This is a genomic window from Bradyrhizobium sp., assembly GCF_027307225.1.
Lineage (GTDB): Bacteria > Pseudomonadota > Alphaproteobacteria > Rhizobiales > Xanthobacteraceae > Bradyrhizobium.
On record NZ_DAHUXJ010000085.1, the window covers coordinates 1 to 24,409 of the forward strand.

General features: G+C 61.7%; 20 protein-coding genes. 1 reads left to right on the forward strand and 19 read right to left on the reverse strand.

Annotated features, from left to right (window positions below; translation table 11 throughout):
* Nucleotides 1-593, forward strand: a 593-nt coding sequence (locus tag M6D32_RS14770) for a citrate/2-methylcitrate synthase (protein ID WP_298257391.1), incomplete at its 5' end; no start/stop codon positions are given.
* A 56-nt stretch (nt 594-649) separates the two neighbouring features.
* Here the strand turns inward: M6D32_RS14770 and lpxB are convergent.
* The 19 genes from lpxB to M6D32_RS14865 form a co-directional block, all read right to left on the reverse strand.
* Nucleotides 650-1,840 carry a lipid-A-disaccharide synthase gene (lpxB, locus tag M6D32_RS14775; RefSeq protein ID WP_298257393.1) on the reverse strand — a complete coding sequence of 397 codons (1,191 nt, stop codon included), beginning with the start codon at nt 1,838-1,840 and terminating at the stop codon, nt 650-652.
* Complete coding sequence (gene lpxI / locus M6D32_RS14780; protein ID WP_298257395.1) at nt 1,840-2,697, reverse strand: UDP-2,3-diacylglucosamine diphosphatase LpxI; 858 nt, start codon at nt 2,695-2,697, stop codon at nt 1,840-1,842. The genes lpxB and lpxI overlap by 1 nt, the downstream gene beginning before the upstream one ends.
* A gap of 19 nt (nt 2,698-2,716) precedes the next feature.
* Nucleotides 2,717-3,520, reverse strand: coding sequence for an acyl-ACP--UDP-N-acetylglucosamine O-acyltransferase (lpxA, locus tag M6D32_RS14785; protein WP_298257445.1), 804 nt, complete (start codon nt 3,518-3,520; stop codon nt 2,717-2,719).
* A gap of 155 nt (nt 3,521-3,675) precedes the next feature.
* Complete coding sequence (locus M6D32_RS14790) at nt 3,676-3,975, reverse strand: hypothetical protein (RefSeq protein WP_298257397.1); 300 nt, start codon at nt 3,973-3,975, stop codon at nt 3,676-3,678.
* Nucleotides 3,976-4,084: 109 nt separating this feature from the next.
* Nucleotides 4,085-4,540, reverse strand: coding sequence for a 3-hydroxyacyl-ACP dehydratase FabZ (fabZ, locus tag M6D32_RS14795; protein WP_298257399.1), 456 nt, complete (start codon nt 4,538-4,540; stop codon nt 4,085-4,087).
* Nucleotides 4,541-4,735: 195 nt separating this feature from the next.
* A complete protein-coding gene (bamA, locus tag M6D32_RS14800) occupies nt 4,736-7,300 on the reverse strand; it encodes an outer membrane protein assembly factor BamA (RefSeq protein WP_298257401.1) in 2,565 nt (854 codons plus the stop codon).
* A gap of 176 nt (nt 7,301-7,476) precedes the next feature.
* Entirely contained in the window at nt 7,477-8,628 is a 1,152-nt protein-coding gene (gene rseP / locus M6D32_RS14805) for an RIP metalloprotease RseP (protein WP_298257403.1), read from the reverse strand.
* Nucleotides 8,629-8,670: 42 nt separating this feature from the next.
* Nucleotides 8,671-9,891: a 1-deoxy-D-xylulose-5-phosphate reductoisomerase gene (dxr, locus tag M6D32_RS14810; protein WP_298257405.1), complete on the reverse strand. Its 1,221-nt coding sequence runs from the start codon at nt 9,889-9,891 to the stop codon at nt 8,671-8,673.
* 3 nt (nt 9,892-9,894) lie between these two features.
* Entirely contained in the window at nt 9,895-10,737 is an 843-nt protein-coding gene (locus M6D32_RS14815) for a phosphatidate cytidylyltransferase (RefSeq protein ID WP_298257407.1), read from the reverse strand.
* Nucleotides 10,734-11,492, reverse strand: a complete 759-nt coding sequence (locus M6D32_RS14820) for an isoprenyl transferase (protein WP_298257409.1) — start codon at nt 11,490-11,492, stop codon at nt 10,734-10,736. The genes M6D32_RS14815 and M6D32_RS14820 overlap by 4 nt, the downstream gene beginning before the upstream one ends.
* Nucleotides 11,493-11,557: 65 nt before the next feature.
* Nucleotides 11,558-12,121, reverse strand: coding sequence for a ribosome recycling factor (gene frr, locus M6D32_RS14825; RefSeq protein ID WP_298257411.1), 564 nt, complete (start codon nt 12,119-12,121; stop codon nt 11,558-11,560).
* Between the two features lie 56 nt (nt 12,122-12,177).
* Entirely contained in the window at nt 12,178-12,894 is a 717-nt protein-coding gene (gene pyrH / locus M6D32_RS14830; protein ID WP_298257413.1) for a UMP kinase, read from the reverse strand.
* A 72-nt stretch (nt 12,895-12,966) separates the two neighbouring features.
* A complete protein-coding gene (gene tsf / locus M6D32_RS14835) occupies nt 12,967-13,890 on the reverse strand; it encodes a translation elongation factor Ts (RefSeq protein WP_298257415.1) in 924 nt (307 codons plus the stop codon).
* Nucleotides 13,891-14,015: 125 nt separating this feature from the next.
* Complete coding sequence (locus M6D32_RS14840) at nt 14,016-15,011, reverse strand: 30S ribosomal protein S2 (protein ID WP_298257417.1); 996 nt, start codon at nt 15,009-15,011, stop codon at nt 14,016-14,018.
* A gap of 500 nt (nt 15,012-15,511) precedes the next feature.
* Entirely contained in the window at nt 15,512-16,474 is a 963-nt protein-coding gene (locus M6D32_RS14845) for an FHA domain-containing protein (RefSeq protein ID WP_298257419.1), read from the reverse strand.
* On the reverse strand, nt 16,471-17,793 hold the full coding sequence (locus M6D32_RS14850) for a S1C family serine protease (RefSeq protein WP_298257422.1): 1,323 nt from the start codon (nt 17,791-17,793) through the stop codon (nt 16,471-16,473). The genes M6D32_RS14845 and M6D32_RS14850 overlap by 4 nt, the downstream gene beginning before the upstream one ends.
* Before the next feature lie 168 nt (nt 17,794-17,961).
* The gene (gene dnaE / locus M6D32_RS14855; protein WP_298257424.1) at nt 17,962-21,438 is read right to left on the reverse strand and encodes a DNA polymerase III subunit alpha; all 3,477 of its coding nucleotides are present in this window, start codon (nt 21,436-21,438) and stop codon (nt 17,962-17,964) included.
* Nucleotides 21,439-22,586: 1,148 nt separating this feature from the next.
* On the reverse strand, nt 22,587-23,327 hold the full coding sequence (locus M6D32_RS14860; RefSeq protein WP_298257426.1) for a porin family protein: 741 nt from the start codon (nt 23,325-23,327) through the stop codon (nt 22,587-22,589).
* 381 nt (nt 23,328-23,708) lie between these two features.
* Complete coding sequence (locus M6D32_RS14865) at nt 23,709-24,407, reverse strand: ABC transporter ATP-binding protein (protein ID WP_298257428.1); 699 nt, start codon at nt 24,405-24,407, stop codon at nt 23,709-23,711.
* Between the last annotated feature and the right edge of the window lie 2 nt (nt 24,408-24,409).

Genomic DNA, 24,409 nt, shown 5'->3' on the forward strand with positions numbered 1-24,409 from the left:
CCTCGACGTCGACAGTGCGTCTGGCCGGATCGTCAGGGGCAAATCCATTCGCCTGCATCGCGGCGGGCGTCGCCTGCCTTTGGGGCCCGGCGCACGGCGGCGCCAACGAAGCCGCGCTGAAGATGCTGATGGAGATCGGCACGGTCGACAAGATCCCCGATTTCATCAAGCGGGTGAAGGACAAGAACAGCGAAGTCCGCCTGATGGGCTTCGGCCACCGCGTCTACAAGAACTACGATCCGCGCGCCAAGATCATGCAGAAGATGTGTCACGCGGTGCTGAAGGAAACCGGCCACGGCGACGACCAGATGCTGAAGGTCGCGCTGGAACTTGAAAAGATTGCGCTCAACGACGAATATTTCATCCAGCGCAAGCTTTATCCGAACGTCGATTTCTATTCGGGCATTACGCTGAAGGCGATGGGCTTCCCGACCTCGATGTTCACTGCTCTTTTCGCGGTCGCCCGCACGGTTGGCTGGATCAGCCAGTGGAGCGAAATGATCGAGGATCCGCAGCAGAAGATCGGCCGTCCGCGGCAGCTCTACACTGGAACCACGCGCCGCGACTACATCCCGATCGACAAGCGGAAGTAACGCCGCAAACCAGGGCTGGATAGCGCTGTTTGAGAATATCCAGCCTTGGAGGATCCCTAACCGGTCTTCCGGGACTTTCTCAGCATCGCGAGAACAATGTCCGCGGCACGTACGCTCGGCGGCTGATTGCCGGTCGACATGATGCCGTCGATGCGCGCAAAGGCTTCGAGCTGCCGCCGGCGCATCGGCGAATCCGACAGCACCTCGCCAAGCGCACCCGCGAGCTTCTCCGCCGTGCAATTTTCCTGGAGGAATTCGGGCACCGCGTTCTCGCCAATGACGAGGTTCGCCAGGATTACCGATGTGACCGTGAGCGTGCGCCGGAGGATGAAGGCCTCCAGCGCCCCGGTACGGTAGGCTGTCACCATCGGCACGTCAGCCAGCGCGAGTTCCAGCGTCACCGTCCCGGACTTGGCGAGCGCCGCAGTCGCAATCCGAAACGCCGCACGCTTCTCCTGCTCGCCGACCACTATCCTTGGGATCACCTTCCAGGAGCCGGCGCCTTCCCTCACCTCCTTAAGGAGATGCGGCATCGTCGGCAGGATCAACTCGAATTCGTGGGCCCCCGCCTTCAGCCTGTCCAAGGCCTCGCCGAAAACAGTCATATGGTGACGAATCTCGCCGCGGCGACTTCCCGGCAGAACCAGCAGCACCGGCGGCGCTCCGTTGCGCCGTGCGTTCTCCTCATTGTTCGGCCTGAGCAAACCCAATTGCTCGGTCAGAGGATGGCCGACATAGCTGCACGGCGGCCCGTGCAGGCGCCGGTATTCTTCCGGCTCGAACGGCAAAAGCGCCAGAACGTGATCGATATAGGACCGCATGGCGCGTGCCCGGCCGGGCCGCCAGGCCCAAACCGACGGCGAAACATAATCCACGATCGGAATCGAAGGATCGCGAGCGCGCACCCTTCGTGCAACCCGATGGGTGAAATCCGGGCTGTCGATGATGACGAGCATGTCGGGCCGTGTGCCGATCACCGCCCCGACGGTTTGCCGGATCAAACGCAAGACCTTGGGCAACTGTTTGATCACGGCCGAGAAGCCGATGATCGACAGTTCCTCGATCGGAAACAGCGACTTCAGCCCTTCTCTGGCCATCGCCAGACCGCCGACGCCCTCGAACCTGACCGCGTCGCCAAGGCGCTGGCGAAGCACTTTCATCAGATGGGCGCCCAGTCGGTCGCCGGATTCCTCCGTCGCGATCAGAAAGATCTTGCGCGCGACCCTGCCATTTGCCGAGCCCACCATCAGGAAGGCAAGCCTGTCACGAAAAGGCCCGCCGCGTCAGCCACCTCGATCATGGCTTGCGCGTCCACAACGATGGTGTTGCCGGCCGCGACCGCAACGCCGGACAGCCCCGCCGCCGCCGCGCTCTCGATCGTTCGCGACCCGACCGTCGGCAGATCGTAGCGCAGGTCCTGCGTGCTCTTCGGCATCTTCACCAGTACCCCGCGGCCCGACGGCGCGCGAATTCGGCCCGCCCTACGCAGCTCCGCGATACGCCTCAGCAATTCATCCGTGCCTTCGATACCCTCGACGCCGACGACGTGGCCATCGATCACGACGGCTGCCTGACCGATATCGAACGGACCGAGCGCGCGGAGCACCTCGTGCCCCCGCGCGATATCGGTCAGTGCGTTTTGATCTGGCACATGGCGCGTGACGCTGCCTTCAGGCATCAGCAGATCCGGTGCGACTTCTTTCACGCCGAGAAGACGAAAGCCCTCCCGTTCGAAAAGCCGTCCCACGCCCGATAGCAGGTGGTCGTCGCCGCCCCGAAAGGCCGACCATATCCGCCCCATCACGCGAAGCGTTCCCCAATCGAGCCGGATTTCCGACAGCGCTGGCCGCACCAGCGTTCCGATAAAGACCAGGTCCTTGCAGTTTTCGGCGCGAAGCAGTTTCGTCGTCCGCCCAATCTGGCCCACCGTGATCCAATGGTGACGAAACCGCTCCGCGGCGACCGGATCGCAAACTCCTTTGAGCGCAAACAGCACGGGATCAAGGCCGCGCGACTTCAAGGAATCGGCAACCGCGAATGGCATGGCGCCGCCGCCCGCGATGACACCAACCGGCGACGAAATTTGGAGAGCCGCTGCTGTCATGGCTGCGACCGCTCCGCCATCAATCTTCAGCGTTACGGCCGGACGGCAAGCACAGGGAGCGCTGTTTGCCCGCCTCGATAAATTGCAGAATTTCCGCAATCGCGGGATCGCTCGCCGCAAGCGGCTGCACCGTGCTCAGCCGCTCGGAAAAGACGCCGGGCGCTTCGAACAGCTTCTGGTAAAACGAGCGGACGGCAGCGAGCCGCTCGCGGGTAAATTTTCGGCGTTTCATGCCGATGATGTTAAGGCCTTCGAGACGGGCGTACTGGCCGTTGACGAGTCCATAGGGAATGATGTCGCCGCGGACACCGCAGACGCCGCCGATCATGACCTGCGGCCCGACGCGGGCGAACTGATGCACGGCCGACAAACCGCCGATATAGACAAAATCTCCGATTTCGCAGTGGCCCCCAAGCGTCGCCGAGGTCGCGAAGATCACGTCGTTGCCGACAATGCAGTCATGGCCTACATGGCTGTTGTTCATGAAGAAGCCGCGCTCACCCACGCGCGTAAGGCCGCCGCCCTTCACGGTGCCGACATTCATCGTAACGCCTTCGCGAATCGTGCAGCCAGCACCGATCTGAAGACGCGTCGGCTCGCCGCGATAGCTCAGGTCCTGCGGCGCTCCGCCCAGAGACGCGAACGGATAGACCGTGCAGCCGTCGCCGACGGTCGTGTGTCCCATCACATGCGCATGCGCGATCAGCTTGCAATTGGCACCGATGACGACGTCGCGGCCAACCACACAATAGGGGCCAATCGTGGTGCCTTCGCCGATCACAGCGCCATCTTCAACCCGCGCGGTCGGATCGATCGAGGTCATCGAGGGGCCCATCGTCTTGCTGATACCGGCGTAAATTGTTCGATTTTTCAGTGGTTAGCGCGGGCCGCCGGGGCTGTCCAGTGCGCTGAATTTGAAGTTCCTATCAATGCCGCTGACAAACCGCGGGCGTCGCAGGGCTCAGGCAAACCGCAACGTCAGTTCATCGTCCGCTGTACGAAGGCGGCCCCTTGGCTCACGACGCACATGTAGGAAAAGGTTTGCGCGTCGCCTTGGGCTTCAACATCCAGGTCGATGATGACTGGCTTGGACTGGCCTTTCCAGGTGGACAGGACGGCAGGCGATACCGCACGTGTCCGGGACCCTTTGACGACAAGCCCCGTAATTTTAGGCAGTGCTTCGGTCGCGGTCGCGATGCATGTCTTGCCGGCAACGGCTGGGCCATTTGCGGCCACCAGCAAAACTGCGGAGGCCGCCCATATCGTCACGTTCCGCATCTGCCCTTCCCCGCGCCAGACTGCAGAACTAGAACACAGAACGCGCAATGTGTCGATTGGAGGTTGTGCGGCGCCGGCCGCTAGCGGCGTAGCCGTAACGAAGCCGGCGTCAGTCAGCCAGCATGGCGCCCACATCGGCCTCGGCGACGACAGTGCCGTTGACCTTGGCATCGCCGTGAAACCACCACATGGCCTTGCGCCGCGAGACGCTGCGCATGTGATATTCGATGGTGTCGCCGGGCAGAACGGGCTTGCGGAACTTGCATTTGTCGATGGTCAGAAAATATACGGCGCGCGGCTTGTCCGTCTCCATCGCCTTGATGCCGATGACGCCCGCAGTCTGCGCCATCGCTTCGATCATCAGCACGCCCGGGTAGACGGGGCGTTCGGGAAAATGGCCGAGAAAAACCGGCTCGTTGTAGGTGACGTTCTTGATACCGATTCCGCTGTGGTCCGAACGAACATTGATCAGCCGGTCGATCAACAGCATCGGATAGCGGTGCGGCAATGTCTGGAGGATCTCGTTGATATCCACGAGCTCGTATTTGACCGACGCCTCCTCCATCTTTCCCGCTCCTCCCCTTCGCGCCCGCGCCAAAAAGCGGTAAATCCTTCCGAACCCGTGGCACGGACGCGGACGGCAGCCTCCCAGGCCGATTCTGAGGTGGTTGACTGTCCTTGGCAATCCCCAAGTTGGCGCACCGGTTCCCGGTCCGCCCCGTCCAGCTGACGTTGCGCGATGAGGCCCGTCGGCTAAGAATCAGAACTGGGTGCCGCCACCGAACATGAATTGCTGCACGATGTCGTATTTACCCTTCGTGATCGGGATCGCGTAATCGAACCGAAGCGGGCCGAACGGCGACGCCCAGATCAGGCCGACGCCGATCGAGGTACGCACCACGTTCTGCGGGGCATATTGCAGCCCCAAGCATGTGCCGGGCGCGGCAGGAGAAGCAAAACCGTTGTTGGTTGGCGGAATACAACCGGGCACGTTGACTTCTCCCGTCGCGGTCCAATCAGTCGGGCCCCTGTAATTGCCCAGCCAGCCGGCGTCCGCATAGACGGCGCCCTTCATGCCCAGTTCCTTGGGCAGGAACCAGAACGGCATCTGCAATTCCCACGAAGCTCCCCAGTACTGCGTGCCGCCGAGCGCGTCCTGCGTGCCGTAGGGGTTGATATCGCGCGGGCCGATACCGTTCGGAGCGAAACCACGCACGAGGTTGGGGCCTTCCTGGAATTGGTCGAGCATCCGGATCTGGTTGTTGCCAACCTGGGTCATGATACCGCCCTGGAGGTGGACCAGGCTGACGATGTCGGCAACCAGCGGCGTGTAGTACTTCGCGTCGACCGCCGACTTCAGGTAGGTCACGTCGCCGCCGACACCCGCGAAGTCCTGCTTCCAGTCGATTAGGAGACCGTCGGTCGGAACCTTGTTGTTATCCAGCGTGTTGTAATCGAATGAGTAGCCGACAGCTGATGTGATTGTTGCGCCCTGGGCCAATTCCTTGCGAACGGGCAACGAGGCCTGACTGGACGAATAACACCAAAGTCCCTGACCTGATGGATCGGTGGCGCCGAGCGCCGTTGCGGCCGCTACGCCGTTAGCCGCGATCCAGGCCGGCGACGGATTAAAAGCGAGAAGGCCGTTGCTCGGATTCATGTTACAGTTATCGAGGAAGCTCGGCAGCGAGATGTCCTGCTGATAGATCGAATAACGCAGCTGCAAACTCATGTCTTCGCGCAGCTGAAGCCCGATTCGCGGACTGAAACCGATGGTCTTGGTTGCATAGGAAATAAACGGGCTCGCCAGCTGCTCGCGGTAATAGGCGTCAAGACCAAGTCCAATGCGGTAGTCGAGCAGGTAAGGTTCGACGTATGACAGCGAGACGCCGCGGGCGAACTCGCCATAGGTCACCGATACCTTTCCGAAAAGACCGCGACCCAGCAGGTTGCGTTCGGAGACGCTGACTTCGGCGAGCGGACCGTCGATCGTCGAATAGCCGCCCGATACCGAGAAATCACCGGTCGATTTCTCTTCAAGATTGACGTCGAGAATGACGCGGTCGCTTGACGAACCCGGCTCGGTCGTAATTTTTACGCTCTTGAAGAAATCAAGGTTCTTCAGCCGACGCTCGGCACGGTCCACCAGCGCGCGGTTGTAGGCATCGCCTTCGGCGATATCGAACTCCCGGCGGATCACGTAGTCGCGCGTCCGCGTGTTGCCGTGCACGTTGATTCGCTCGATGTAGGTGCGAGGACCTTCGTCGATGCCGAATGTGATCGAAACGGTGTGGTTATCGAAATTGCGGTCGCCGCGCGGTTTGACCACCGCGAACGCAAATCCCCGCCGAGAGGCTTCGATCTGCATCTCTTCGACCGATTTCTCGAGCGCTTCGGCGTTATAGAGCGAGCCGATGCTGACGCGCGAATAGCCGGCAAGCGCGGTACCGTTCAGCCCGGGAATGCTCGATTCGAAATTGACCGAGGCGACGCGGTATTGCTGGCCTTCCTCAATCTTGAATGTGACCAGAAAGCCCTTCTGCTGCGGATCGTATTCCGTCAGCGCAGCAACGACCTGCACATCGGCGAAGCCGTGCTTGAGATAGTAGCGCCGAATCAGATCGCGGTCGGCTTCGATGCGGTCGGGGTCGTAGACGTCGTTGCCGCCGAGAAAGCTCAGGAAATTCGATTCGTGCGTCTTGATGACGTCCTTCAGGCGATACGACGAATAGGTCGTGTTGCCGATGAACTCGATCGAGCTGATGCCGGTCTTTTTGCCTTCGTTGACGGTGAAGATCAGATCGACGCGATTGTTCGGCTGTTCGATGATTTCCGGAACAACGGTCACATCGTAACGGCCGGAGTGACGATAGATTTCGACGATTCGCTGGGTATCCGACTGAACCATCGGACGCGAGAATGTTCCGCGCGGCTTCGACTGGATTTCGGACGAGAGCTGCTCGTCCTTGACCTTCTTGTTGCCTTCGAAAACGACGCGGCCAAGCACCGGATTTTCGATCACCGACACGATGATTCGGCCGCCGGCCTCGTTGATCTTCACGTCCTGGAACAGGCCGGTCTCGATCAGGCCCTTCAGGCCGTCATCGATATTCCCCTTATCCAGCCGTCCGCTAGGACCGGCCTTGAAATACGAGCGGATCGTGGCTGCCTCGACCCGCCGATTGCCCTGGACCTCAATTGAATCCACCGTCTGGGCCGACGCCGGCGAGGACGCGAACCCAACCGCGAGCGTTGCAGCAAGCGGCGTCGACAACATGACCAGGGCGGCCAACAAGCCCCCCCGCACCCGCATTCCAACCTTCATGCGCCGAGCGCCCTTACATTCTTATGCCGGTCCATCGTGACCCCCACGAACCGGCAAATCCCCATATGCCGCCCTGCTTGTAGCTAATTTTGCCAAGGCGGCAAACCTAATGTGGCAGAGCGATTTCATTTTCATTCCAAGACGTTGCGCATTGGCCACGTCACAAAAAAGCCGTTTCAAGATGCCGTCAGATGCAGGATATCGTTATATGTGACGAACAGCATCAGCATCAGCACCAGCCCAAGGCCGATCCGGGATCCCATTTCCTGGGCTCTCGGCGATAATGGACGCCCCCGCACAGCTTCCACGGAATAGAACAAAAGATGACCTCCATCGAGCAGCGGCACCGGAAACAGATTCAGCAGCCCAATTGATACGGAAAGCGCGGCGCATAGCTGCAACAGGAACTGGAAACCGAGGCTCGCCGCCTGTCCCGAGAGCTGCGCGATTCGCAGGGGGCCGCCAAGATCGCCCGTGCTGCCGGCCCCGACAAACAACGAGCCGACGAACTTGAACGTGCTGTCAATGATGAACCAGACCTGCTCGACACCGATCTTGAGCGATTCGAAATAGCCAACCGGTGTGCTCTTGGGATCGCTGGGCTGCGCGTTGTACTGGATTCCCAAGACCCCGATCTTATGGCTGTTGCCGAAGATGTCTTTCATTTCCTTCAGCGCGGGCGTCGCCGTCAGCGTGACGGCGCCGCCGTCGCGCTTCACGCGGAATGTCAGTTTGCTGCCGGCGCTGGTGGAAACGATTCGCTGCATGTCGGCAAAGCTCTCGATCGAAGTTCCGTCGATCGAGAGCACGACGTCGCCGACCTGAAAGCCCGCCGAAGCGGCAACGCTGTCGGGCTGAACGAGGTCGACGCGCGGAATAGAGCTTGGTTTGCCGTAATACAGCGCCATTCCAGCGAAGATCACGATCGCCAGCACGAAATTCGCAATCGGTCCGGCGGCCACGATTGCCGCACGGGGAAGGACTTTCTTGTGATGGAAGCTGTCGGCCTGTTCCTCGGCTGTCATGTTCCCGAGATTTTCCAGGTCGGGCGTCGAGGCCTCGCTGTCGTCGCCGAAGAATTTGACATAGCCGCCGAGCGGCACTGCCGAAATCCGCCAGCGGGTGCCGTAGCGGTCGTTAAATCCGGCCAATTCCGGGCCAAATCCGAGCGAAAAAGTTAACACCTTCACGCCCGCCCAGCGGGCGATCAGGAAGTGTCCAAGCTCATGGAAAAACACGACGACCGTCAGCACGAACAGGAAGGGAACGAGATATCCGATCAGCCCATGGCCTAACACGTTGAAACTGTGCTGAAAAAACTCAGACATCCGATTCCTCTCACCCGGAGCCGAAGGCCCCGCCCCAACGCTCTAGGATGCCTTTAAGGCAATTTGAGGCAATAGGGTGGCCGCCTTATTTCGCGCCTTATGGTCAACGGCAATTGCATCGTCGGCTGAGGTCAGCGGGGCCAGATTTCCGGCCCGAACCCAGGCTTCCAGGGTCGCCTCGACCAGACGTGCGATGGCGCCAAACCGGATCTTGCCGGCGATGAAAGCGGCGACCGCAACCTCGTTGGCCGCATTATAGACGGTGGTTGCGCCACGGCCGGTCCGCAAGGCCTCATAGGCCAGTTCGAGTCCCGGAAACCGTTCAAAGTCCGGGGCCTCGAACGTCAACTGTCCGATCTTGGCGAGGTCGAGCTTCGCCGCGGGCCCCGCGATTCGGTCTGGCCATCCCAAACAATGCGCGATCGGCGTGCGCATGTCGGGCGCTCCCAGTTGCGCCACCACCGAGCGATCGGAGAACTCGACCATTCCGTGGATGATCGATTGCGGATGAACGAGAACGTCGATCTCTTCCGCCGTCAGTCCGAACAGGCACGCGGCCTCGATTACCTCAAGACCCTTGTTCATCATCGATGCCGAATCGATGGTGATCTTCTGTCCCATGCTCCAGTTCGGATGCTTAAGGGCCTGCGCCAACGTTGCCTGCTCGATGTCGGCGCTCGGCCAGGTCCGGAACGGCCCACCCGATGCGGTGATGATCACGCGCACCAGTTCTTCGCGATTTCCGGAAGCCAGTGCCTGAAACAACGCATTGTGCTCGGAATCGGCTGGCAGAATGCAGGCGCCCGCCTCGGTCGCACGCTGCATGAAGAAATCGCCGGCACACACCAGGCATTCCTTGTTGGCAAGCGCGACGGTCGCACCACGATCGACGGCGGCGAGCGCAGGTTTAAGACCCGCAGCGCCGCTGACTGCGGCCATCACCCAATCCGCCGGCCGCGCCGCTGCTTCAACCACCGCGCTTTCGCCGGCGCCGCATTCCGTTCGCGTGCCCGCGAGCGCGTCTTTCAGTTCCTGCAACCGATCGGGATCGGCGACGGCAACATAGCGCGCGCCGAATTCCCGCGCGAGATCGGCGAGCGCCTTGACGTTGGTGTGCGCCGTCAGCGCCTCGACGCGGTAGCGCTCTTTCGACGCCCGCAGCAAATCCATCGTGCTGTCGCCGATCGAACCGGTCGCACCGAGCACGGTGACCGAACGAATCGCGGGAGCCGCTTTGTTGTTACGCAAGGGAACGGGGCTCATATCTCACCAAACCATAAGACCGCGGCCGACGCCATCCACGCCGCCCCGCAAAAAACCGAAAATCGCCGCCAGAACGATGGCGGCAACGAAACCATCGAGGCGATCCATCAATCCGCCATGCCCGGGAATGAGATGGCTGGAATCCTTGACACCAAACTTTCGCTTCACAGCGGACTCAAACAGGTCGCCGAGCTGCGAGACAATCGAAAGCGCCGCTGCCAGCAGCAGCAACCAAATCGTCTTTCCGAGATCATAGGCGGCAAATCCGGCCGCAACGCCAAGACTTGCCGCGAAGCCGCCAACGGACCCCGCCCATGTCTTTTTGGGGCTCACCCGCGGCCAAAGTTTCGGACCACCGATCAGCCGGCCGGCAAAGTACCCGCCGATATCGGTCACCCAAACGACCAGCAGCACAAACATCAGCGCGGCGAAACCCAAAGCCGGATCGCGCCGCACCGCGCTGGAGGCAATCGACGCCGCCAGGGCGTAGCCGAGTCCAGCTACCGCCCAGTTGCGCCGGTCGCGGGAGAATATGGCGGCGACCGCCGCACCCAGCACGACCAATGCAGAAACATCCGTGACGTGGAAACGTTCGATTTCGGCCCATCCCATCGCAAGCAGGACGACCACGCCTGACAGCACGAGCGGAAGACGGCGCTCCCCGATAACGGTAAGCCATTCAACGTAAAGCCCGATCGTCGCCACGGTGACGAGGCCCGTCCAGAGCCATCCGCCGAAATAGGCCACGGCCACGGCCATCGGCGCGAGCACCAGCGATGCTGCGATCCGCAGCAGAAGGTTCCGCCCCTCTTGCCCGCCGGTCGATGCTGTGTTGCTGCCGGTCACGATCCGGTTTTCGCAACCAGTCCGCCAAACCGGCGTTCGCGCCTGGCGTATTCCGCGATGGCCTCCTCGAGCGCCGCTTTGTCGAAATCGGGCCAGTGCACCGGAACAAAAACCAACTCGCTATAGGCAGCCTGCCACATCAGGAAATTCGACAGCCGCTGTTCGCCGCTGGTGCGGATGATCAGGTCCGGATCGGGAACTTCGGGCGCATCAAGGTGTCTGCCGAGCGCATCGGCATCGATCGAGGATGGATCGCGTTCGCCGTCCGCCACTTCGGCAGCCAGCCGCTGCGCCGCCCGGGCGATTTCTTGCCGCGATCCATAATTGAACGCGACGATCAGGTGCATGCGATCATTGTGGCGCGTCAGATCTTCGGCTTCCTTGAGCAACGCGCAGATGTCCGGCTCCAGCCCCTCGCGGTCGCCGATCACGCGCACACGGACGCCATCGCGATGCAACGTCGCAAGGTCGTTGCGGATAAAGCGCCGAAGCAGCCCGAACAGGTCGCCGATTTCAGACGCCGGCCGCGACCAGTTTTCCGAGCTGAAAGAGAAAATCGTCAAATAGCGAATGCCCAGTTCGCCGGCCGCGCGCACGACCTGGCGCAGGGCTTCGACGCCGCGGCGATGGCCTTCCACGCGCGGAAGACCACGCGCTGCGGCCCATCGCCCGTTTCCGTCCATGATGATCGCCACATGCAAGGGAGCGCCCCCTCGATCCGGTTCTTCAGTCACGGGCGCTGCGGCGTTCGACATCAATCAATCCCTCAAGGCGCGACATCTAACACGAATGTTTCAGCGGATCGCACCCGAACCAAAGGTTAAACAGTGAGGATTTCTTTTTCCTTTGCCGCCAATAGCTGATCGATTTCCGAGATCGTGCTGTCGGTGGCCTTCTGCACGTCGTTTGCAAAACGCTCCTGATCGTCCTCGGACATCTCGTGATTCTTTTCCAGTTTCTTGAGCACATCGAGACCGTCGCGCCGCACATGGCGAACTGCAACACGGGCGGCTTCCGCATATTTGTGCGCGACCTTGACCAATTCTTTGCGGCGGTCCTGGTTGAGTTCGGGAATCCGCAGACGCAGCACCTGTCCTTCCGTCGCCGGACTCAGCCCGAGATTGGAATCGATGATCGCTTTCTCGACCGCCTTGACCATCGACTTGTCCCAGACCTGCACCGACAACAGGCGCGGCTCGGGAACGCTGACGGTCGCAAGCTGGTTGAGCGGCATGTGCGAGCCGTAGGCTTCGACCTGGACCGGTTCCAGCATTGAGGCGGCCGCGCGCCCGGTCCGCAGGCCGCCGAGTTCGTGCTTGAGAGATTGCGTGGCGCCCTGCATGCGGCGCTTCAATTCGTTGACGTCGAAATTACCGGCGGACATGACGCTTCTCCTTCTGAATGCGGTTGCCGCGACGCCCTGCCCGCGCGTTTTGGCGGCTAGCCGGTAACGATGGTGCCGCGACCGGTACCGGTCAGAACGGCGCCGATCGAGCCCGGTTCGGCAATAGAGAATACGATGATAGGCAGCGACGTCTCCCGGGCAAGCGCAAATGCGGTCGCATCCATGACCTTGTAGCCGCCGCCGATGGCTTCCGAGTGGGTCAGGCGATCAAATCGCTTGGCGGTCGGGTCCTTTTTTGGATCGGCGCTATAGATGCCATCGACATTGGTGGCCTTCAGCACCGCCTCCGCGCCGATTTCGGCCGCGCGCAGCACGGCCGTGGTGTCGGTAGTGAAAAAGGGATTTCCAGTTCCGCCGCCGAGCAGCACGATGCGGCCCTCGGCAAGGCATTTGTGCGCTGCACTTCGTGTGAAAAGCTCGGAAATCTGCGGCATCACGTGAGCCGTCAGGGTCCGTGCCGGCGTTCCCTTGCGCTCGATCGCCGCCTCCAGCGCCAGGCAATTCATCACCGTGGCCAGCATGCCCATGGTGTCGCCGATCGGTCGCGACACGCCGCGCGAGGAAACCTCGACGCCGCGAACAAGGTTGCCACCGCCGATGACGACGGCGATTTCGACCCCCAATGTCTTGGCAGCAATCAGGTCGCTGGCGACCCGATCGATCGTTGGCTGGTCGAATCCCGAGGCGTTCGGGCCGGCAAAATATTCACCGGAGAGTTTGATCACGACGCGACGATAGACCGGCCCTGCCATGCTAACCGCTTTCCCTATTGCGCCGGGCAGCTCCCCGGCGCAGACAGGCCGCAAGCGCTATTCCCAAGGCGGTTATTTCTGACCGCTGGCGGCCGCAACCTCGGCCGCGAAGTCGGTTTCCTGCTTCTCGATTCCCTCACCGAGAGCATAGCGCAAAAATCCGGTGACCTTGATGGGACCGCCGACCTTACCCTCAGCTTCCTTGACCGCCTGAGCGACCGATTTGCCGCTGTCGTGGATGAAGGCCTGCTCCAGAAGGCAGACTTCCTTGTAATAGGTCTTCAGACCGGACTCGACGATCTTTTCGATCACGTTTTCCGGCTTGCCCTGCTGGCGGTACTTGTCGGCCAGCACGTCCTTCTCGCGCTTGACCGTGGCCGGATCGAGCGCTGCCGAATCGATGGCCAGCGGATTTGCCGCCGCCACATGCATCGCCAGTTGCTTGCCCAGAACGGCGAGTTCGTCGGTTTTGCCGGGCGATTCCAGCGCGACGATCACGCCCATCTTGCCGGCGCCTTCGATCACCGCATTGTGCACGTAGCTCGACACCACGCCCTTGCTGACTTCAAGCGAAGCAGCCCGGCGCAGCGTCATGTTTTCACCGATGGTGGCGATGGCATCGGCAATTGCGGTCTCAATCGTGACATTGCCGGCCTTGGCGGCCTTGATCTTCTCGACATCGGCGCCGACGTCGAGCGCGACCTGCGCAATCATCTTGACGAGGCCCTGGAAGTGCTCGTTGCGCGCGACGAAATCCGTCTCCGAATTGACCTCGACGACGACGCCCTTGGTGCCTTTGGTGAGGGCTGCGATCAGGCCTTCGGCGGCGACACGGCCGGCTTTCTTGGCGGCCTTCGAAAGGCCCTTCTTGCGCAGCCAGTCCTGCGCCGCCTGCACGTCGCCGCCGGTCTCGGTCAGTGCCGCCTTGCAATCCATCATGCCCGCGCCGGTGGATTCGCGCAGGTCCTTGACCATCGCTGCCGTGATTGTCGCCATGTCACTATGTCCTTTGCCTGTGGCGGCGGCTGCACGCGGTTCGAGACCGCTGCTGCCCACCGTCACCAATGCCGTAAACTGGAATGTGCCGGTTATGCCGGCCGGGTTTCCCGGCCGGCATCCTCTTATTCCGACTCAGCGGTAAGGGTCTTGGCCTGCGCCACCCAGGCGTCGGCGCGGGCCGGAAGACCGACTTCTTCGCCAATCTTATGAGCGGTGTCGTGATTAAGCTCGGCCAGCTGCCAGTAGTGGAAGATGCCGAGGTCGTTGAGCTTCTTCTCGATGGTACCGGATACGCCGGTGAGCTTCTTGAGGTTGTCCGGCGCACCGCGCGGACCAGCCAGGCCCTGGAAGCCGGAAGCCGCCGCCGCGGGCGTTTCCTGGGCGACTGGATGAGCGGAAGCGCCGACATCGATGCCGGCGTCGCCCTGCGCGCGCGAAATACCGTCGATCGCCGCGCGAGCCACCAGATCGCAGTAGAGCGAGATCGCGCGGCCGGCGTCGTCATTGCCCGGCACGACATAGGTGATGCCCTTTGGATCGGAGTTGGTGTCGACGATCGCCGCCACCGGGATGTTGAGCCGCTGGGCTTCCTGGATCGCGATGTCTTCCTTGTTGGTGTCGATCACGAAGATCATGTCCGGCAAGCCGCCCATGTCCTTGATGCCGCCGAGCGAGCGGTCGAGCCTGTCGCGCTCGCGCTGCAACGTCAGCCGCTCCTTCTTGGTGTAGGCGCTGGCATCGCCGGAGTTGAGCACCTCGTCGAGGTGCCGCAGCCGCTTGATCGAAGCTGAAATGGTCTTCCAGTTGGTCAGCGTGCCGCCGAGCCAGCGCGAATTGACGAAATATTGCGCTGAGCGCTTGGCGGCTTCGGAAACGCCATCCTGGGCCTGCCGCTTGGTGCCGACGAAAAGGATACGGCCGCCCTTGGCAACGGTATCGCTGACGGCCTGCAACGCACGATGCAGCATCGGCACGGTTTGTGCGAGGTCGATGATGTGGATGTTGTTGCGCGCACCGAAGATGTACTCGGCCATTTTCGGATTCCAGCGGTGCGACTGGTGGCCAAAGTGGACGCCAGCCTCAAGCAGCTGGCGCATAGAAAAATCGGGTAGTGCCATGGTCTGAGTTCTCCGGTTGGTTCCTCCGGAAACGCGTGAGCAAACGAGCCTAATGGCCCAGCTGCCACCGGACGGCCTTTTGAGCCATGTTTCCGTGTGAGATGGCGCGCTATATAGCGCGATTTTCGCCAGAAGCAAGGAAATCCGGGCTTTCCGGGCCCGATTGGCAGTCAAACCGCCCGGAGCAGGCCCCGATTCAGGGCGATCCCGCGATCAAGAGGCCCAAATGGCGTCCTAGTGTCCCGGTTCTGACATTCGTATCATATCGCGGCGGGCACTTTTACGAATGTCAGAACCAAAGGGACACTAGCAACCATATGATTCTAGTGTGGCTTTGACTCTGACGTTCCTTCGAAGAACTCGCAGCGACACTGAAAGGAACGTCAGAGTCGCCACATTAGGTGGAATCCGGCTCGTCCGCCGCCAGGTAGCGGCGGTCTCAAGACAACCCCACGCACCTCTCGCCGCAGTCCCGCCTGCCCGGGCCACGGCCCGAAAGATCAACGCGGCCGTTCGCTGTGTTTGACCTGGCGACGGTCGGCGTCGAGACTTGCCTTGAGGCCGGCGACATTTGCAAAGAACGCATCCGGCGTGCGCAAGGGCACAGTGCGGAATGCCGGCGGCAGCAGCAGGCGGGCCGTGGTCCGCCGCCCGAGGTCCGAGAATGCCTCAGAGCGCTGCAGTGTCTGCACGCCAATGGCGAGAACCGTGAGCGCACCCACGATCGTGCCCTTCAGCCAGATCCCGCGCGCACTGATCGCGCGCAGATGCAGGAAGCACGCTGCGGCCAGGACCAGCCAGGTCGCGGCATATTCGTAATCGACGGGCACCCGCCAGGTCAGGCCGAAGGCCGAGTATTTCGCCAACTCGTTGTAAAGCAGCGAGACCAGGACCGCGACGAGCGCGATCATCAGGTTGTGCAGGAACTGCGAGCGCCCGGCCAGCAGGCGTGAGACGAGCGCCCATATGCCGACCCAGACCAGCACCACTCCGGTCATCGTGAGCAGTGGCGTCATGTAATGCGACAACCGGGGTTCACCGGTTTGAGCCAGCCAGACCCGGAGCACGATGAAGGCGAGCACGATCACCGTCATGGCGGCAACCATGACCGTCGACAGCGTGCCGCGTTCGGCGAGCACCTTACGTTCGGACTCAACAGCATAGTCGCCAGTACGGATCCGCAACAAGGTCTGGCCAATCCGGAGCGGCTTTCCGCCGTCGATCGCAAGCTGCGTGATCCGGCTTTTGCTGCCGTCGAGGAAAGTACCGTTGACGCTACCGAGGTCCTTGGCGACGAGTTGCCCTGCCTCATCGCGCAAGATGAGCAGATGATGGGCTGCGACATAGGGGTCATCGACGATGACATCGTTGTCGTAACCGCGGCCGATGGTGGCTTCATCGCCGGCAATCCTGACGCGGCTGACGACGTCGCGATGACGCGAGAGAATCTCGACCCAGATCATTTGCCCACCCGAACTGCGTCGAGGAAGCGCCGGCCGATATCCATCGCGTCATCATAGCCGACCGCCTGCATGCTCAACCGCGACACCAGCGCCTCGCTGCCGTTGTCCTGCGTGACGGCGACCAGCACGACGTCGTAGAGGTCGTCGAACTCGCGATAGGCTTGCGCGCACCAAAGCACGCGCAGCGATGGCCGGTCCGGTGCCGACGCGCTACCGACGAAATCCTCGCGGCATCGCTCCGGCGTATACCATTTCCGGTAGGGTCCGCCGCCCACCAGACGGGGCTGGCTGAGCTGGGCGAGATAGGTCGCAAACTGAAACTCATTGAGCTCGGTGGAACTGACATAGGAGTGGCTGATCTGAATATTCCCGGTGTTCAGATCGGAAGCCACGAACAGGCTGGTTTCGCTGTTACAGCTCGTCGAATTCATCGCAAAGCGCGGCTTGGGCGCGACGCCGGCATTGGTCTGCGCCCAGCAGTTGAACCATGGTGCGTCGGTCTCCGCTCCCCGATATGGACCGAGCGCAACCGAACGGAATCCCTGCTCGCGTAACGATCTGTAGAGCGACTTGCGCGTCGCGGCGATTTGCCGGCCTATCTCGGCGCGCAGGTCGGGCGTCTCTTTGACCTCCCGCACCCGCCGCAACAGGGCTTCGGCAAACCGTGCCGGAACCAGGAAACTTACAAGCTGGCCGCCACGGCGCGTGGCGACATTGATGCCGACGACGGCGCCGTCCGGCGTCACGGCAGGACCGCCGCTCATGCCTGGATTGAGCGCGCCGGTGAAATGGATGCGATCGATGTAACTATGCTCGACCAGACCGTTATAGGTCCCTTCGACGATGGTGAATCCGAGCTCAAGCGGATTGCCCATCGCATAGAGACGTTCGCCCTTCGGCACATCGCCATGGATGGCAGCCGGGTCGAACGTGAAGAACGGCGCATCGTGCTTGTCGATCCTCACAATCGCAAGATCGTCGGGAAGATCCACGCCGAGAAGATGAACTTCGCCATGGGTTCCATCGGCCGCGGTGTATTCAAGCCGGTAGGTTTTCGGTTCCAGCACGACCTGCGAGACGACGTGGTAGTTGGTGATCGCAAGCCCGTCCGCCGACACCAGGAATGCGGACCCATAGGATGTCTGCTGGCCGGCTCCCGCGACCAGGGTCCTGATTTGCAGGAGCCGCGGCGGCGCGGTGGCATAGACCGCTTCCGCGCCCGGGATCTGCGCGGGCGCCGCGTAAGCAGCGGCGCAGCCGATCGCAACCGACACCAGCAGCCAGAGCCCGCGCATCAGGATTGCAAACCAAGCCGCCAAGACGTCACCGCAATCCATTTCGCCAGTCTGTCTCCGTGCCCGTTGCGAACGGCGCAGACCGGAACAAGCGCTCGCTGGGCCGTTTAGCCAAAACACCGTTTGGTTGCAACACGATTGCCGGCCGCGCAAGCCGTTTCGGTGCGTCCGCAGCGACCATCGAAATCGCTCTCAGAGGGTCTCCACCATCTCGACGCCGGCCACCGCCTTGATGGCGCCGGCGATCTGCGGTGATACCTGGAAGCGGCCCTCAAGCTTGAACTCGATCTCGGTCTGCATATCGAGCCGCAGCACGAGCGCAATATCGCCGCTGCCCGACTGGCCGGCCGGCGGCGACAGCCGCCGCGCAATCGACTCCAGCGGCTTGGTATCGCGCAGGAAGATACGCAGGCCCTTTTGCGTCTTGGCAGCCGCATCGTCGAGCGCTTCGGCATGCAGCACGCGCGCGCGCACGTCCTCGCCCTGCAATTCCGCGCCCAATTGCAGCAACACGGCTGCGCCCGGCTCCAACAGGTCGCGGTATTGCGCGAGACCTTCGGAAAACAGCACGGCCTCGAAATGGCCGGTCGGGTCCGACAACCCGATGATACCCATCTTGTTGCCGGTCTTGGTGCGACGCTCCATGCGCGACACCACCGTCGCAGCGACCTTGCCGGCGGTCGCGCCGGTCTTCACCGCGCGCGAAAATTCGGCCCACGACTGCACCCGCAGCCGCTTGAGCACGGTCGCATAGTCGTCGAGCGGATGTCCCGACAGGAAGAAGCCGATTGCATCATATTCCCGCCGCAGCTTTTCGGCCGGCAACCAGGGCTCGACCTGCGGCAGGATGATGGTCGGCGCATCGGCCGCGCCGCCGAACATGTCGTTCTGGCCGGATGTTGCGGCTTCATGGCTGCGCTGACAGGCGGCAAGGATCGCATCCGCTCCCGCAAAGACACGCGCCCGGTTCGGCTCGAGCGTGTCGAAGGCGCCGGCAGCCGCCAGACTTTCGATGATCCGCTTGTTGATCGCGCGGGGATTCACGCGCGAGGCAAAATCGGCGAGCGACGTGAACTGCCCACCGCGACGCGCCTCGACGATCAATTCCACCGCCTGCTGGCCTACGCCCTTCAGCGCCGCGAGCGCGTAGTAGATCGTGCTGTTGCTGACTTCGAAGACCGGACCCGAACGGTTGATGTTGGGGGCCTCGACCTTGATCCCGAGCCGTTGCGCCTCGGCACGAAATTCAGACAGCTTGTCGGTGTTGTTGAGGTCGAGCGTCATCGACGCTGCCAGGAATTCGACCGGATAATGCGCCTTCATGTAGGCGGTGTGATAGGACACCAGCGCGTAAGCCGCGGCGTGGCTCTTGTTGAAGCCGTAGTCGGCGAATTTCGCGAGCAGTTCGAAGATGGTATCCGCCTGCCCTTTGGGAACGTTGTTCTTGACCGCGCCGGCAACGAAGACGGCGCGTTGCTGTTCCATTTCGGCGCGGATCTTCTTGCCCATCGCGCGGCGCAACAGGTCGGCGTCGCCGAGCGAATAGCCGGCCATCACCTGCGCGATCTGCATCACCTGTTCCTGGTAGATGATGACGCCGAACGTCTCCTTGAGGATCGGCTCCAGGATCGGATGCAGATATTCGGACTCCTCGTCACCGTGCTTGCGCGAGCAATAGGTCGGAATGTTCGCCATCGGACCGGGGCGATAGAGCGCCACCAGCGCGATGATGTCCTCAAAGCGGTCCGGACGCATGTCGACCAACGCCCGCCGCATGCCCTGACTTTCCACCTGGAACACGCCGACCACGTCGCCCCGCGCCAGCATCTGGTAGCTCGGCGCATCGTCGAGCGGCAGCGTCGGCAGGTCGACCTCGACGTCCCGTTGCCGGAGCAGTTTCACGGCAACGTCGAGCACGGTGAGCGTCTTCAAGCCGAGGAAGTCGAATTTGACGAGGCCCGCGGGCTCAACCCACTTCATGTTGAATTGAGTGACCGGCATGTCCGATTTCGGATCGCGGTAGAGCGGCACGAGTTCGCTCAGCGGACGATCGCCGATCACGATGCCGGCCGCGTGCGTAGAGGCATGACGGGTCAGGCCTTCGAGGCGCTGCGCGATATCGAATGCGCGCGCCACCACCGGATCCTCGTCGCGAAATGCCTGGAGCTTCGGTTCGCCTTCGATCGCGGCGGCAAGCGTGACGGGAGCGGCAGGATTTTGCGGGACGAGCTTGGTGAGCTTGTCGACCTGCCCGTAGGGCATTTGCAGCACGCGCCCGACGTCGCGCAGCACGCCTCGCGCCTGCAACGTTCCGAACGTGATGATCTGCGCTACCTGGTCGCGGCCGTAGCGCTGCTGGACGTAACTGATCACCTCGCCGCGGCGGTCCTGGCAAAAATCGATGTCGAAGTCGGGCATCGACACGCGTTCCGGATTGAGGAAGCGCTCGAACAGAAGGCCAAAGCGGATCGGATCGAGATCGGTGATCGTCAGCGCGTAAGCGACCAGCGAGCCGGCGCCGGAGCCGCGGCCGGGCCCGACCGGAATGCCCTGTGACTTGGCCCATTTGATGAAGTCGGCGACGATCAGGAAGTAACCCGCATAGTTCATGCGGGTGATGACATCGAGCTCGAAGGCAAGCCGCTCGTGATAGTCCTCGTCCGAGCTTCCTTGCGACAAGCCATGAACCGCGAGCCGCCGAGACAGGCCCTCCTCCGCCTGGTGGCGCAGTTCGGCGGCTTCCTCCTTGGCCACATCCTCGGCGTTGGTGCCGGCACCAACCGTAAAGCGCGGCAGAATCGGCTTGCGCGTCCTGGGACGAAACGCGCAGCGCTCGGCAATCTCGACAGTAGAGTTCAGCGCCTCGGGAATGTCGGCAAACAGAACCGCCATTTCCGCGCGCGTCTTGAACCGGTGATCCGGCGTGAGCTGCTCACGGTCGGTTTCGGCGATCAGCCGGCCTCCGGCGATGCACAGAAGCGCGTCATGGGCCTCGTAATCGTCTGACGTCGCAAAATACGGCTCGTTGGTGGCGACCAGCGGCAGGCCCTTGGCGTAGGCAAGGTCGATCAACCCGGTCTCGATGCGCCGTTCCTTCTCGATGCCATGGCGCTGCAGTTCGACGTACAACCGATCGCCGAACAGCCTGGCCAGGCGCTCGCAGCGCGTTGCCGCCAGCGCGGCCTGATCGGCCGATAACGCCAGCGAGACCGGTCCGTCCGGGCCGCCCGTCAGCACGATCAGGTCATCGGCATGGCCCTCCAGCCAATTGAACTTGATGTGCGGGGTTTGGTGAACCGGCGTCTCCTGGAAGGCGCGGGAGTTGAGATGCATCAGGCTGCGATAGCCGCGCTCGCGCGCGGCCAACATCACGATTCGCGCGGGCACCGCCGCCAGCGCGTTGCGGGCGTTCGGGTCCTGATCGCCAAAGTCGACGGCAATCTCGCAGCCAACGATCGGCTGGATGCCATATCCGGCCATTTTGTCGGAGAATTCCAGCGCCCCGAACATGTTGTCGGTGTCGGTCAACGCGATGGCCGGCTGACGATCAGCTTTGGCCAGCTCGCAGAGTTTTGCGATCTTGATCGAGCCCTTCAGCAGCGAATAGGCCGAATGGACGTGAAGATGGACGAATCCGGGATTGGAGGACTGCACCACGGGCTTTGACATGTCGTTCGGCAATTCACCGGCTGGGAGGAAAATCGAGCCGCCCGGAGCGACTCGGCTGGCCGCTATGGTGGGGCCTGCGAAAACCCAAGTCCACGCGTCTGTGGTCCCTCAGCGGCCGCTACCAGCCTTTTCCCCAATGGTCCAAGATCGCCCCGGGGAAACCAGCAGCCGGACGCTCCTGAAAAGCCGCCCAAAGCGCTAGAATTGCGGGATCAATTGCGCCCACACCGCGATCATCCCGACAAACAAACCAATCGACGCCAACGCCGCTGCTTCCTCGACAAAAACCTTCAACACGACTGCCTCCCGCTTTAGAACATAACGGGAACATAGTTCCTTTTTTGTCCTCCTGCAAGCGGCGGGTAGTGGGTCAGTTTGAAAAATGCCCCCGATAGTTAATTCTTGACCGGGATGGATCGCGAAGCCAGATCGCGATCATGGAGGGGATGGACCGCAAGATCACACCGAAAAAATGGCGGAGAGAAACCGGCCTAAACGTCAGCCTGATCTTTTTTCCGCCATCGTGTCCTAGCTGCTTTTTTGCGATTTCCGTGCGACGTCTGCCTAGGGTTTCTGCCCTGACGCGACCGCCTCGCCTCCCCAAGGCCACCGCGGCCGCGTCCTTGCCCTGTTCCTCGGGCGTAGGATCGCGATCCGGCTTCTGGGCCGGTAGGAATGTCGATAATCGCCCTACCGAGCTGGTTCCTTAGGTCGTTTGGGGAGCATTCTAGATCGTTCCCATTTTCTACACAGCCAAACCGACTAGAAGCATCCAACAAAACGCTGTCAGGATTACGATCCCCCAAAGATTCGGGTGAGGGTCCAAAAATCTGGCAATAAAGTTATGTTGGCAAAAATGCGTGTACAACATTGCAAGGGACGCCAGCGGACCACCTATCCACAACCAAACTCTGGCAACCGTGAGTGCCTTTCGCAGCGCGCTCATCCTCACAATATGCGCTGTGAACCGCCCTCGTGCCAGTGGATAAGACTGCCACAATCAAACTGACCCGCTACCAAGCGGGAGGTGGTGGGGTTCGTTTGCAATCCGGGATCGTTGGTTAACCGCGATGCGAATCGATTGCTCATGCCCTAACAAAAACCCCGGCCAACCGGGCCGGGGTTTTCAAGGTCGGGAGGAACTTAACTTAGTAACGTGCGTAGCTCGGTCCGCCAAACTTGTAGTTCAGGCGCGCGGTAAAGAGGTCCACGTCTTGCTTGATCTGCTCGCCCTGGGTCGAGACAAACGTGACGTCGTTGGTGCCCATAAAGAGGTGGTCGTATTCGAAGCCCAGCGACCAGTTCGGGGCGAAGGCGTACTCGAAGCCCACGCCGGCGGTCGCGCCCCAACGGGTCTCAGTCGCGTTATCGATCAAAGCACCACCGTTAAAGACGTTGTATCGGTTGTCCGTAACCGCGGCACCGCCCTTCACGTAGACCAACGCACGATCCCAAGCGTAGCCGATCTGACCCGTGAACAGGCCAAAGGCGTCAATCTTGGATTGGTTCTGATCGCCCGCAAACTCCGGGTTCGCGGAGAGCAGCGAGATATTGCTGCCGCGGAAATCAGCCCAGTTGCCCTGAGCTTCCAGGCCGAACACCCAGGAGTTCATCATCTGCCAGCGATAGCCGACCTGACCACCGAATGTACCGCCGGTCGCATTATGGCTGCCTTCCTCGCCAAAGCCATCCGCACTCCAATCAAAGTTGCTGGTGGCTCCGCCGCCGTTGATACCGATGTAGAAGCCGCTCCAGTCGTAAGCGGCTTCGACCATCGCGGGCGCCTTTGTGTACGGTGCAGGCGCTCGAGCGGGAAGATCTGCGGCGACGGCCGGTGCAGCGGCGCCAACCGCGATCGCAACCGCCGCGAGAATGGTGACTTTGTTCATATCAAATATCCTGCTTTCGAAGCTGTGTGAGTGCCCCATATACCCCAAGGTCGATTCATACCGATGTTCGCGCGGAATGCTGTAACTCGCTCGCAACACCTCCAAGGAAATCCTCATTAAAAAACTTTAAGAAACCGTTGTGGAACAATGGTTTCTTGTAACACCAGGATACAAAAATTTGCCTCATTTGCGCCCAAATCGGTGCACGCTCCGGTTCCGTCAAGCGGAGTCGTACCGTCGTGCGTTAGATTTGGTTTCGGATCGCGCGGACGGCCGTCATCGACGGCAAACGCGACGCTCGTTGAAGCGGCCTTAATTGAAGCGGCCTTAGCGGTGCTTCAAAAGTCTTTTCCGACTGAACCGTCAGGCGGATCGCAAACGTCAACCCAGTTCGACGACATCGCCGTTCACGAGCGATACCCGGCGATCCATCCGTCCGGCGAGTTCCATGTTGTGGGTGGCAATCAGCATCGCCACCCGCGTCGCCTTCACGAGTTGCATCAGGGCCTGAAAGACGTGATCGGCCGTATGCGGATCGAGATTGCCGGTGGGTTCGTCCGCCAAAAGCACCCGCGGTGCATTGGCGACGGCGCGCGCGATCGCCACGCGCTGCTGCTCGCCGCCGGATAGCTCCGCCGGCCGATGCTTGATCCGGTCGGCAAGGCCGAGATAGGCGAGAATCTCGGTTGCGCGCTTGACCGTTTCGGATCGTTTCAGGCCGCGGATCATCTGCGGCAGCATGACGTTTTCCAGCGCCGAAAACTCCGGCAGCAGCCGATGCGACTGATAGACGAAGCCGATTTCGGTGCGGCGGATCTGCGTCCGCTCGACGTCCGACAGGCCGGAGGTCGGGGTGCCCCCGACATAGACCTCGCCTTCGTCCGGGCTTTCCAATAGCCCCGCGATATGAAGCAAGGTCGATTTGCCGGTGCCCGACGGCGCGACGAGCGCGACCGATTGTCCGGCCCACAGCGCGAGCTTGGCCCCGTTGAGAATGACGAGCGGCACGGCGCCTTGCACGTATTGTCGCTTGATCTCGTGGAGATAAACGACCGGTACCTCCTCCGCCCCCTCAGCCATCG